At 72.7% G+C, this 11,755-nt stretch carries 10 protein-coding genes; 6 read left to right on the plus strand and 4 right to left on the minus strand.

What is annotated here, in order from left to right; translation table 11 throughout:
• The 3 genes from sepH to I4I78_RS23125 form a co-directional block, all read right to left on the minus strand.
• Positions 1-608 (minus strand): septation protein SepH (sepH, locus tag I4I78_RS23115; protein ID WP_218613573.1); only part of this gene is annotated, 608 nt, incomplete at its 3' end.
• 285 nt (positions 609-893) lie between these two features.
• Positions 894-2,051 carry a phosphoserine transaminase gene (gene serC / locus I4I78_RS23120; RefSeq protein ID WP_218613574.1) on the minus strand — a complete coding sequence of 386 codons (1,158 nt, stop codon included), beginning with the start codon at positions 2,049-2,051 and terminating at the stop codon, positions 894-896.
• Positions 2,052-2,092: 41 nt separating this feature from the next.
• On the minus strand, positions 2,093-3,079 hold the full coding sequence (locus tag I4I78_RS23125; protein ID WP_226380276.1) for a GlxA family transcriptional regulator: 987 nt from the start codon (positions 3,077-3,079) through the stop codon (positions 2,093-2,095).
• Positions 3,080-3,150: 71 nt separating this feature from the next.
• Here I4I78_RS23125 and I4I78_RS23130 point away from each other — a divergent pair, with 71 nt between their 5' ends.
• The 3 genes from I4I78_RS23130 (at position 3,151) to I4I78_RS23140 (ending at position 6,732) form a co-directional block, all read left to right on the plus strand.
• Entirely contained in the window at positions 3,151-4,479 is a 1,329-nt protein-coding gene (locus I4I78_RS23130; protein WP_308252301.1) for an MFS transporter, read from the plus strand.
• 232 nt (positions 4,480-4,711) lie between these two features.
• Positions 4,712-5,686, plus strand: coding sequence for a hypothetical protein (locus I4I78_RS23135; RefSeq protein WP_218613576.1), 975 nt, complete (start codon positions 4,712-4,714; stop codon positions 5,684-5,686).
• Between the two features lie 65 nt (positions 5,687-5,751).
• Positions 5,752-6,732, plus strand: coding sequence for an SMP-30/gluconolactonase/LRE family protein (locus I4I78_RS23140; RefSeq protein WP_218613577.1), 981 nt, complete (start codon positions 5,752-5,754; stop codon positions 6,730-6,732).
• A 54-nt stretch (positions 6,733-6,786) separates the two neighbouring features.
• Here I4I78_RS23140 and I4I78_RS23145 read toward each other — a convergent pair whose 3' ends face one another.
• The gene (locus tag I4I78_RS23145; protein WP_218613578.1) at positions 6,787-7,932 is read right to left on the minus strand and encodes a citrate synthase 2; all 1,146 of its coding nucleotides are present in this window, start codon (positions 7,930-7,932) and stop codon (positions 6,787-6,789) included.
• Positions 7,933-8,210: 278 nt separating this feature from the next.
• Between I4I78_RS23145 and pdxH the strand changes: the two genes are divergently transcribed.
• The 3 genes from pdxH to I4I78_RS23160 all read left to right on the plus strand — a co-directional run bounded on the left by pdxH (position 8,211) and on the right by I4I78_RS23160 (position 11,721).
• Positions 8,211-8,873: a pyridoxamine 5'-phosphate oxidase gene (gene pdxH, locus I4I78_RS23150; protein WP_218613579.1), complete on the plus strand. Its 663-nt coding sequence runs from the start codon at positions 8,211-8,213 to the stop codon at positions 8,871-8,873.
• An 81-nt stretch (positions 8,874-8,954) separates the two neighbouring features.
• Positions 8,955-10,277: an MFS transporter gene (locus I4I78_RS23155; protein WP_374225898.1), complete on the plus strand. Its 1,323-nt coding sequence runs from the start codon at positions 8,955-8,957 to the stop codon at positions 10,275-10,277.
• 139 nt (positions 10,278-10,416) lie between these two features.
• Complete coding sequence (locus tag I4I78_RS23160; RefSeq protein ID WP_218613580.1) at positions 10,417-11,721, plus strand: citrate synthase; 1,305 nt, start codon at positions 10,417-10,419, stop codon at positions 11,719-11,721.
• Positions 11,722-11,755: the final 34 nt, after the last annotated feature.

An 11,755-nucleotide genomic window follows, 5' to 3' on the forward strand; every position in this document is an offset into this window, starting at 1 on the left:
ATCACCGGGCCGAGCGGGCGCAACGGGCGGGCCGGCAGGCCCTCGACCAGGTCGCTGGCGTGCTCGTCCAGCGCGACGACGGTCCCGCCGTGCGCGCCGGGCTGGAACGCCCAGTGCGCGGCGTTGTCCGAGCGGCCGGCCTGCCAGGACAGCGCGACGACCCACTTGCCGTCCTCGCCCTTCCAGGAGTCCCAGCCGGCCTCGGTGTAGTCCTGACCGCGCAGGCCGAACGTGTGCGCGACGGTCTCGCCGAGCGTCCGCACGTCGGGCCCGTCGGTGCGCTGCGGGTGAGCGCCCTGGGCGAGCTCCGCGGTGCGGGAGCGTTCGAGCAGCACCGGATAGGCGAATCGTTCGATCTTCTGGACCGGCACCCCGGCGGCGGCGGCGACCTGCTCGACCGACGCGCCGCCGCGGATACGTGCCTGGATCTCCCGTGGGCGCAACTGGCTCTCCAACTCGATCGCGATCTGGCCGAGCCGGGTCACGTCACCCCGGGCGGCAGCGCGCAGCTGCTCGTCGGCCGGCACGGTGTAGCGCTCGCGCCGGCCCGGGTCCTCGAGGACGACGGCACCGTCCTCGGCCACCCCGACGACCCGCAACGCGCGCATCGATCTGCCCTCCCCGCTTCGTCCCCGTCCGGGTGACGGTAGTTGTCCGGAGCCCGGCATCCGGTGAGGCGCGCCGACGCGGGATTTCCCAGGTCGACGACGGTCACCGATTCGCCAGAATGCCGCGGTTCTCACGGAACGTACGCAGAATTGCACGTCGCGTCAGATCTGGGGCAGTTGGGGTTCATGTGACTGCTGTGACTACAGCGGGTTGACCAGGGGTTCCCCCGCGCACACAACGGCCGGGCCTCCGCAAGGATGACCCGGCCGTGTGGCGCGAACGGACTAGCCCTGCTGCTCGACCACCCAGTCGATGCAGGCGATCAGCGCCGAGACGTCGTCCGGCTCGACGGCCGGGAACATCCCGACCCGCAGCTGGTTGCGGCCCAGCTTGCGGTACGGCTCGGTGTCCACGACGCCGTTCGCCCGCAGCACCTTCGCGATCGCCGCGGCGTCCACCGCGTCGTCGAAGTCGATCGTCCCGACGACCTGGCTGCGGTGCACCGGCTCCGTCACGAAGGGGGTGGCGAACGAGCTCTTGTCGGCCCAGCCGTAGAGCCGGTCCGACGAGTCGCGGGTGCGTGCCACGCAGCCGTCGAGCCCGCCCAGGCCGTTCATCCAGTCGATCTGCTCGGCGAGCAGGAACAGGGTGGCCAGCGCCGGGGTGTTGTAGGTCTGGTCCTTGCCGGAGTTGTCCACCGCGGTGGTCAGCGACAGGAACGGCGGGATCCAGCGGTCCGACGCCCCGAGCTCGGCGACGCGTTCCAGCGCGGCCGGGCTCATCAACGCGATCCACAGGCCGCCGTCGGAGGCGAAGCCCTTCTGCGGGGCGAAGTAGTAGACGTCGGCCTGGTTCAGGTCGACCGGGAGGCCGCCCGCGCCGGACGTCGCGTCGATCGTGACGAGCTGGTCCGCGGTCGCGCCCTCGGGGCGGACGACCGGTACCGAGACGCCGGTCGAGGTCTCGTTGTGCGCCCAGGCGAGGAGGTCGGCCGACGGGTCCGTGGTCGGCGCGGGCGCGCTGCCCGGCTCCGCGGAGACGACGACCGGGTCGGCCAGGAACGGCGCACCCCTGGTGGAGTCGGCGAACTTGGCGGAGAACTCGCCGTAGGTCAGGTGCAGCGAGCGCTCGCGGACGAGACCGAACGCGGCGGCGTCCCAGAACGCCGTCGACCCGCCGTTGCCCAGCACCACCTGGTAGCCATCGGGCAGCGAGAACAGCTCGGACAGACCGGAGCGGACACGTCCGACCAGCGACTTCACGGGCTTCTGCCGGTGCGAGGTGCCCAGCAGCGACGTGCCGGACGCGGCCAGGGCGGCCAGCTGCTCGGGGCGGACCTTGGAGGGTCCGCAGCCGAAGCGGCCGTCCGACGGCAGGAGATCGGCGGGGATCTTCAGATCGGTGGGGATCGAGGTCACGGCCTCCAGTGTTGCAGCCCGCATCCGCGCTGCCACCCGCACGGTGCGCGGTGCCACAACCGCGCTCAGCCGTCCGGCGGGGCCCGGTGCGCGCGCCGGTAGGCCAGCGGCGACATCCCGATCTCGGTGCTCAGGTGCATCCGCATCGCCGCCGCGCTGCCGAACCCCGCGCGGGCGGCGAGCCGGTCCACCGGCAGGTCGGTGCTCTCCAGCAGCCGCCGGGCCAGCTCCACCCGCCGCGCGGCGAGCCAGCGGGCCGGGCTGAGCCCGGTCTCGGCGCGGAACCGGCGGGTGAACGTGCGCTCGCTCATCGACGCCCGCCCGGCCAGGTCGGCCAGGGCCAGCGGCCGGTCCAGGTTCTGCAACGCCCAGGCGCGCGCCGCGGCGGTGCCCGGGCCCTCCTCGTGCGGGACCGGGCGCTCCACGAACTGGGACTGCCCGCCCTCCCGCCACGGCGCGACGACGTTGCGCCGGGCCACCGACGCGGCCACCTCGGCGCCGTGGTCGCGCCGGAGCAGATGCAGGCACAGGTCGATGCCCGCGGCGGTGCCGGCCGAGGTGAGGACGTCGCCGTCGTCCACGAACAGGACGTCCGGGTTCAGCCGGACCTGCGGAAACAGCCGGCGGAAGCGGTGCGTGAACTGCCAGTGCGTGGTCGCCGGGCGGCCGTCGAGCAGCCCGGCCGCGGCGAGGGCGAACGCGCCGGTGCAGATCGACACCACCCGTGCCCGCCCGCTCGCCCGCCGCAACAAGGACGACACCGCCGGGTCCGGCACGCCGTCGCGGACCGTCGCCGTGCCGCGGGACGCGGGCACGATGAGGGTCTCGGCGTCGGCGAACGCCTCCGCGCCGTACTCGGGCGCCACCGACCAGCCGTCGGAGGTCCGGACCGGGCCGCCGTCGAGCGAGGCCACCCGGACGTCGTAGAGCGGGCGCCCGGCGTCGTCCAGCGCGCCGCCCAGGATCCGGCCCGGCATGGCCAGCTCGAACGCGATCACCTCGGGCCCGGCCAGCACCGCGACCCGGTGCGCCCGCGTCCTGTCCTCCGCCATGGCCGAATCTTGACACATATCGGCCGTCCGGCCACTTCCGCGCGGTGACGGCGCCGGGAACAGTGAGCCCGGTGAGCGACCTCCGTGATCCCGCACCCGCCGACGTGCCCGCCCGTCGACGGCGCATCCACCCGGCGTGGTGGGCGGCCGGTGCGACGTTCCTCGCGCTGCTCGGCGCCGCCGGGTTCCGGTCCACGCCCGGGGTGATGGTCGAGCCGCTGCACGCCGAGTTCGGCTGGTCGATCGGGGCGATCTCGTTCGCGCTGTCGGTCAACCTGGCCCTGTTCGGGCTCACCGCGCCGTTCGCGGCCGCCCTGATGGAGCGGTTCGGGGTGCGCCGGGTGGTCAGCGGCGCGCTCGTCATGGTCGCGATCGGCAGCGGCCTGACCGTGTTCATGACGTCGGTGTGGCAGCTGGTGCTGTTGTGGGGCGTGGTCGTCGGCCTGGGTACCGGGTCGATGGCGATGGCGCTGGTGGCCACCGTCGTCGGGCGCTGGTTCGTGACCCGGCGCGGGCTGGTCTCCGGGATCCTCACCGCGGCCACCGCGACCGGCCAGCTGATCTTCCTTCCGCTGATCGCCGCGATCGTGACGACCGACGGCTGGCGCCCGGCCGCGCTGACCGTCTCCGCCGGGGCACTGGTCGTCGTGCCGGTGGTGCTGCTGATGCTGCGCGACCGCCCGTCGGATGCGGGGGTGCTGCCGTACGGAGGGACCGCCGAGGACGTGGTTCCCGCCGCGCTGGAGCGCAGCAGTACCGCTCCGGCCCGCAGCGGGGTCGCGGCGATGGCGGTCACGGCACTCGGCACCGCGGTCCGGGTGCGCACGTTCTGGCTGCTCGTCGGCGGCTTCTTCATCTGCGGCGCGACGACGGCCGGGCTGGTCCAGTCGCACTTCGTCCCGGCCGCGCACGACCACGGCATGCCGGCCACGACGGCCGCGGGCCTGCTCGCCGTCGTCGGGATCTTCGACCTGGTCGGGACGGTCGCGTCGGGCTGGCTGACCGACCGCTACGACCCGCGGGTGCTGCTCGCCGTCTACTACGGGCTGCGCGCGGTCTCGCTGGCCCTGCTGCCGCCGCTGTTCGGCTCGGACATCAACGCCAGCATGTTCGCCTTCGTGATCTTCTACGGGCTGGACTGGGTGGCGACGGTCCCGCCGACGCTGGCCCTGTGCCGGGCCGCGTTCGGGCCGTCGGCGCCGATGGTGTTCGGCTGGATCTTCGCCTCGCACCAGCTCGGCGCGGCGTTCGCGGCCCTGGTCGCGGGCCTCGTCCGGGACGCGTTGGGCAGCTACGACGCCGCGTGGTTCGGCGGTGCGGTGCTGTGCGTGGTGGCCGCCGTGCTCTCGATCGCGATCCGCCGGTCCCCGGCCCCTGCGCCCGCGTCCGCCCCGGTCTGAGTCTCGGGAGGTCTCCCGGGTCCCCGTTCCGTTGGCCGAATGTGTCCCGCAGCCCGCGCACGGACTGCCAGGATGCCGATCACAACGGAGCAGCCGGGGGGCCGACATGACCGACACACCCGACCGACCGGAAGACCGTTCCGGGCCGCCGCAGGGCGGCTGTCCACAGGCGGGCGGTCATCCACAGGCAGGCTGGGGACAACAGCCCGGCTGGGGACAACCGCCCGGCCACGTGCCCCCGTGGCAGGCGCCGCGTCCGGGCATCGTGGCGCTCGCCCCGCTCAGCGGGCCCGACATGCTGACCGGAGCCCTGCGCTACATCCGCTCGCACTGGCTGGTCATCCTCGTCCCGTCGGCGGTGGCGATGCTCGTGCTGACGGCGGTGCAGGTGCTGCTGCAGTTCCGGCTCGTCTCGACGCTCGACGTTGCCGGCGGCGGCGACCCGGTAGAGGTAACCGGGCCGGCGTTCCTGACCGACGTCCTCCTCTTCGGCGCGGTGGGTCTGGTGCTCGGCCTCGTGGTCTTCCCGCTGGTGCTCTCGATGCTGTACTCGGTGCTGGTCCCGGCGGTTCTGGGTCGGGCGGTGCCGTTCGGGCAGGCGCTGCGTGAGGGCCTGCGCCGAGCACCGGCGTTGCTGGGTCTGCAGGTGGTGACCGCCCTGATCGGGCTGGTCGTCGTCGGCGTCGGGATCGGGCTGGCCGTCGTGATCGGCGTCGTCGGCGACGGCTCCGGGGCCTCGATCCTGATCGCCGTCCTGGTCGGGCTGGCCGCCTACGTCGCCTGGATCTGGATCTCGGTGACGTTGATGCTCGCGCCCCCGGCCCTGGTCGTGGAGCGGGCCGGGGTGGGTGCGGCTCTGACCCGCTCGCGGGCTCTGGTGCGCGGTGCGTGGTGGCGCTGCTTCGGGATCCTGCTCCTCACCGCAGTCGCCGCGGCGGCCGCGATGGGCGCGCTGATCGGCATTCCGACCAGCCTGCTCGGTACCGGCACGATGATGTCGTCGATCTCGGCGTCGCCAGGACGGGCGCCGTCCGCGTCGGCGTTCAGCGCCTACTTCATGATCCTCGGGATCGGCACCTGGCTCGTCTCGAGCGTGGCGCTGCCGTTCGGTGTCGGGGCGGTCGGGCTCATCTACGTGGACCGGCGGATGCGCACCGAGGGCTACGCGCGGGAGCTCGCCGCGCAGGCCGGGATACCGGGGGCGTAGACGCGACCGACCGCACCGGGTACCTCTAGGTGATCGAACCGCCAACGACCCGCGAAGGAGCGACCGTGACGGTGACCGTCGAGGACCTGACGACGATCGGCCAGGACCTCAACCGCCCCGAGTCCGTGCTGGCCACGGCGGCCGGGGACATCTACACCAGCAACGCCGACGGCGGCGTCAGCCACCTGCACCCGGACCGCAGCCACTCCCGTTACCTCGGCAGGACCGCGGACCTGCCCGGGCCGGTGCACCCGAACGGGATCGCGCTGGAGGCCGACGGGTCGTTCCTGCTCGCCCATCTCGGCCAGGGGGAGGGCGAGGGCGGGGTGTTCCGGTTGCGGCGCGACGGGCAGCTGACCCCGGAGCTGCGCGAGGTGGACGGCGTCGCGCTGCCGCCGACCAACCACGTCACCCGTGATCACCAGGGCCGCCTGTGGGTCACCGTGTCCACCACGAAGCACCCGCGCGACGCCGACTTCACCGCGGACGCGGCCAGTGGCTTCGTGGTGTTCGACGACGGCCGCGGCCCGCGGATCGTCGCCGACGGGCTGGGCTACACCAACGAGTGCCTGCCGTCCCCGGACGGCCGCTGGCTCTACGTGAACGAGACGTTCACCAAGAGGCTGTCCCGCTTCCCGCTCTCGGAGTCCGGCGAGCCCGGGCCCAAGGAGGTGCTGGCCGAGTTCGGGGCCGGCGAGTTCCCGGACGGCCTCGCGCTCGACGTCGAGGGCGGCGTCTGGGAGGCGTGCGTCGTGTCGAACCGGGTGATCCGGGTGCACCCGGACGGCACGAAGGAGACCTGGCTCAACACCGCCGACCGCGGCCACGTCGAGGGCGTGGAGGAGGCATGGCTGTCGGGCACGATGCGGGCCGCCCACATCGGCGGGCGCGGCGGGTTCTCCCCGCTGGGGCAGGTGTCGTCGCTGGCCTTCGCCGGCCCGCAGCGCCGGACGCTCGTGCTCGGGTCGCTGCGCAACCCGTACCTGATCTCCGCCCCGGCGCCGGTCGCGGGGGTGGAACCGCCGCACTGGAACTACGGGTCCTGAGGACGCGCGGGAGCCCCTCCGCCAGGTGTGCCGGAGGGGCTCCGCGCGGCAGGGCTAGCTGCCGACCAGGTCCCATCCCTCGACGTCCTGCGGGGCGCGCGGGCCCGGCCCGATGTACTGCGCGGACGGGCGGACCAGCTTGTTCTCCCGCTTCTGCTCCATGATGTGCGCCGACCAGCCCGCGGTCCGGGCGCTGGTGAACATCGCCGGCATCATGTGCGGCGGGACCTGCGCGAAGTCCAGGATCACCGCGGCCCAGAACTCGACGTTGGTCTCGATCGGGTGGTCCGGGCGGCGCTCGCGCAGGATCGACAGCGCGGCCTTCTCCAGCGCGGCGGCCACCTCGAAGCGCGGCGCGTCGAGCTCCTGGCAGGTGCGGCGCAGCACGCGGGCCCGCGGGTCCTCGGCCCGGTAGACCCGGTGCCCGAAGCCCATCAGCTTCTCCTTGCGGTCCAGGATGCCGCGGACCAGCGAGTCCGCGTCCCCGGTGCGCTCGACCTCGTCGATCATCGGCAGCACCCGGGCCGGCGCGCCGCCGTGCAGCGGGCCGGACATCGCCCCGATCGCGCCGGACAGCGACGCCGCGACGTCGGCCCCGGTGGAGGCGATCACCCGCGCGGTGAAGGTGGAGGCGTTCATGCCGTGCTCGGCGGCCGAGACCCAGTAGGCGTCGACGGCTCTGACGTGTGCCGGGTCGGGCTCGCCGCGCCAGCGCGTCATGAAGCGCTCGGTGATCGTCTGGCACTCGTCGATCCGGGACTGCGGCACGGCCGGGACGCCGATCCCGCGCGCGGACTGCGCGACGTAGGACAGCGCCATCACCGAGGCGCGCGCCAGCTGCTCGCGGGCCTCGCCGGGCTCGATGTCGAGCAGCGGGCGGTAGCCCCAGTACGGGGCGAGCATGGCCAGCGCGGCCTGCACGTCGACGCGGACGTCACCGGTGTGCACCGGCAGCGGGAACGGCTCTGCGGGCGGCAGGCCGTGGCCGAACCGGCCGTCGACGAGCAGCGCCCAGACATTGCCGAACGTGACCTTCCCGGCCAGGTCCTCGATGTCGACGCCGCGGTAGCGCAGCGCGCCGCCGTCCTTGTCCGGCTCGGCGATCTCGGTGCGGAACGCGACGTGGCCCTCGAGGCCCGACTTGAAGCCGGGCGGCGGCGGGGGTACCTCGGTCGGTGCGGTCGAGGCTTCTGCGGACACCGGGTCTCCTTCGGCTGGGGTCCTCCGCGGACGGGCGACCGGTGGGACGCGAATGCGCGGCCGACTCCGGTGCCGGTGTCCCGGACGTCCGCTGTGCACGGATCCGGGACCAGCGCCACCCTCCTCCCGGCGGCACCGGGGAGCAACGCGGCAGGCCGTGTCGTCCGTCACGAGCGACCCGGGCGGCACCCGATCCGGTGTTGTGATGCCCGATCAGCGGGGTGCACGCGCGGCTGTGGGCACCTACCGTCGCAGTCGTTACCCGTGAGGAGACGTCGATGTCGGACAGCACGCTGGATCGCTCACTGCCCCGGATGCGGATCGACTACGAGAGCCGCCCCTTCGACGTCGACGACCTGGCGGGGACCTGGCACGAGCAGCTGGCGGCCTGGATGGACGCCGCCCGCGAGGCCGGCGTCCCGGAACCCAACGCGATGGTGCTGGCGACCGCGGACGAGCACGGCGTCCCGTCCTCGCGCACGGTGCTGTGCAAGGGCCTCGACGAGCGTGGCGTCGTCCTCTACACCAACTACACCTCGCACAAGAGCCGTGACCTGAACCTGACCCGGGTCGCGTCGGTGACGTTCCCCTGGTTCGCCATGCAGCGCCAGGTCCAGCTGGTGGGACGGGTGGAGCGCTGCACCGACGCGGAGTCCGACGCCTACTGGGCGGGACGCCCTCGGGGGTCGCAGCTGGGGGCATGGGCCTCGGCCCAGTCGACCGTCGTCGCCCGGCGCCCCGTGCTCGACGACGCGTTGCGGACCGTGACGCAGCGGTTCGACGGCGTCGAGGAGATCCCGCGGCCTCCGCACTGGGGCGGCTGGCGGATCGTGCCGTGGCAGGTCGAGTTCTGGCAGGGACGCTCCGACCGGATGCACGACCGCCTCCGCTTCGACCAGACCCGCGACGAGACCTGGCAGATCCGCCGCCTGGCCCCCTGAGCGTGACGATTCGGGCGTTCACGGGGCCCGGGGTGGGAACCTGTGTGAGCTGCGGACTTGCGTCGTGTAACTGTGGTCGGTGTGAGCAGCTCTGACCCGAACGGTCCCACCCAGCCGGTCCCCGGCGGCGCCACGTCCCGGCTGACCGGGGCCATCCGGGTCGCGTTCGCCGACACCACCCCGCTGCGCACGCCCGCCTACCGGCGGCTCTGGTCGGCCGGCGTGATCACCGTGGTCGGGGCGCAGCTCTCGGTCGTCGCGGTGCCGACCCAGATCTACGGGATGACCGGCTCGTCGGCCTACGTCGGGCTGACCGGGCTGTTCGGCCTGGTCCCGCTCGTGGTGTTCGGCCTGTGGGGCGGCGCGATCGCGGACGCGGTCGACCGGCGGGTGATGCTGCTGTGCACCGGATCCGGCATCGCGGTCACGTCGCTGGCGCTGTGGGTGGTCTCGGCGTCCGGGGTCGGCAACGTCTGGCTGGTTCTGACCCTGTTCGCGTTCCAGTCGGCGATGCTGGCGATGAACCAGCCCACCCGCAGCGCGGTGATCCCGCGGTTGCTGCCGGCCGAGCAGCTCCCGGCCGCGAACGCGCTGAACATGACGGTCGTGCAGCTCGGTGCCGTGATGGGCCCGCTGCTGGCCGGGATCCTGATCCCGGTCGTCGGGCTGCCCACGCTCTACCTGGTCGACGCCGTGTTCCTGCTGGCCACGCTGTGGGCCACCTGGCGGCTGCCGCCGCTGCCCGCGACCCGCGACGCGGCCGGAGCGCGGTCCACGGTCGGGCTGCGCGCGGTGTTCGACGGCTTCCGCTACGTCGGCCTGCACAAGGTGCTGCTGGTGTCGTTCCTGATCGACGTCGTGGCGATGGGCTTCGGGATGCCGCGGGTGGTGTTCCCGGAGATGTCCGAGACGGTGTTCGGGGATCCGCCCGGCGGCGGCCTCGCGCTCGGCCTGCTGTTCGCGGCGATCCCGATCGGGATGGTGGTCGGCGGGGTGTTCTCGGGCTGGCTGCAGCGGGTGCAGCGCCAGGGCGCGGCCGTCGTCGCCGCGATCTGCGTGTGGGGGCTCGGGGTGGCGGTCTTCGGCCTGGTCGGTTCGCTGTGGCTGGCGGTGTTCGCCCTGGCCCTGGCCGGGGCCGGGGACCTGGTGAGCTCGGTGTACCGGTCGTCGATGCTGCAGACCGTGGCCACCGACGAGATGCGCGGGCGGATGCAGGGCGTCTTCGTGGTCGTCGTGGCCGGCGGGCCGCGGCTGGCCGACCTGTGGCACGGCCCGTCCGCGGCGGCGATCGGGCCCGGCCCGACCGCGACGATCGGCGGGGTGGCCGTCGTGGTCGTCGCGCTGGTGGTGGTGGCCCGGTTCCCGGAGTTCCTGCGGTACCGCGCCCCGGGGCCCGGGTCCTGACCTGGACGGCGGCGCCGGGACGGGCCTGCGGCGGACGGAGGAACCGGTGACTCTGATCGCTGCGTTCTGCGGATCGCCGCGGGCGGACTAGCGTGTCCGGGGAAGCAGACGATCCCCAGCTGTGAGAGGGAACCTCCACATGTCCGACGAGAAGGCCGCCGACTCCGCGGTTCTCCAGTACGACGGCGGCAAGTTCGAGACGACCGTGCACACCCCCACCGAGGGTGCACAGGCCGTCGACGTGAGCAAACTGCTCGGCAAGACGGGGCTGGTGACCTACGACCCCGGTTTCACCAGCACCGCGGCCTGCTCCTCGGCCATCACCTACATCGACGGTGACGCCGGCATCCTGCGCTACCGCGGCTATCCGATCGACGAGCTGGCGAGCAACTCGTCCTACCTCGAGGTCAGCTACCTGCTGATCTACGGGGAGCTGCCGAGCAAGCAGCAGCTCGACTCGTTCACGAACCGGATCAGCCGGCACACGCTGCTGCACGAGGACCTCAAGCGGTTCTTCGACGGCTTCCCGCGCGACGCGCACCCGATGCCGGTGCTCTCGTCCGCGGTCAGCGCGTTGTCGACGTTCTACCAGGACAGCCTGGACCCGCACGACGAGGACGCCGTCGAGCTCTCGACCGTCCGCCTGATGGCGAAGGTCTTCACGATCGCGGCCTACGCCTACAAGAAGTCGGTCGGGCAGCCGTTCCTCTACCCGGACAACTCGATGTCGCTGGTGGAGAACTTCCTGCAGATGACGTTCGGGTTCCCGGCCGAGCCCTACGAGCTCGACCCGGACATGGCCAAGGCCCTGGACACGCTGCTGATCCTGCACGCCGACCACGAGCAGAACTGCTCCACCTCGACGGTGCGGCTGGTCGGCTCCAGCCAGGCCAACCTGTTCGCCTCCATCTCGGCCGGGGTGAACGCCCTGTTCGGCCCGCTGCACGGCGGCGCCAACCAGGCCGTGCTGGAGATGCTGACCCGGATCCGCGACACCGAGAACGGTGACGTCGAGGCGTTCGTGAACCGTGTGAAGAACCGCGAGGACGGCGCCCGCCTGATGGGCTTCGGGCACCGGGTCTACAAGAACTACGACCCGCGCGCGAAGATCGTCAAGGAGCAGGCGGAGACGATCCTGAAGAAGCTCGGGGTGAACGACCCCCTGCTCGACATCGCCATGACGCTCGAGGAGAAGGCGCTCGCCGACGACTACTTCGTCGAGCGCAAGCTCTACCCGAACGTCGACTTCTACACCGGCGTGATCTACCGGGCGATGGGCTTCCCGGTGAAGATGTTCACCGTGCTGTTCGCGCTCGGCCGTCTCCCGGGCTGGATCGCGCACTGGCGCGAGATGATGGACGACCCGCAGAACAAGATCGGCCGTCCCCGCCAGCTCTACACCGGCTCCGCCGAGCGCAACTACGTGGCACTCGACAAGCGCTGAGCCTCCCACCGCAACAACGAACGGCGCCCTCGTC

The organism is Pseudonocardia sp. KRD291 (genome assembly GCF_019263595.1).
Lineage (GTDB): Bacteria > Actinomycetota > Actinomycetes > Mycobacteriales > Pseudonocardiaceae > Pseudonocardia.

What these genes read in the sequence shown, in the direction of transcription:
- I4I78_RS23160 (WP_218613580.1), top strand. Translation starts at nt 10,417, where the DNA reads ATGTCCGACGAGAAGGCCGCCGACTCCGCGGTTCTCCAGTACGACGGC.
- serC (WP_218613574.1), bottom strand. Translation starts at nt 2,051, where the DNA reads ATGCGGGCTGCAACACTGGAGGCCGTGACCTCGATCCCCACCGATCTG.
- I4I78_RS23125 (WP_226380276.1), bottom strand. Translation starts at nt 3,079, where the DNA reads ATGGCGGAGGACAGGACGCGGGCGCACCGGGTCGCGGTGCTGGCCGGG.
- pdxH (WP_218613579.1), top strand. Translation starts at nt 8,211, where the DNA reads ATGTCGGACAGCACGCTGGATCGCTCACTGCCCCGGATGCGGATCGAC.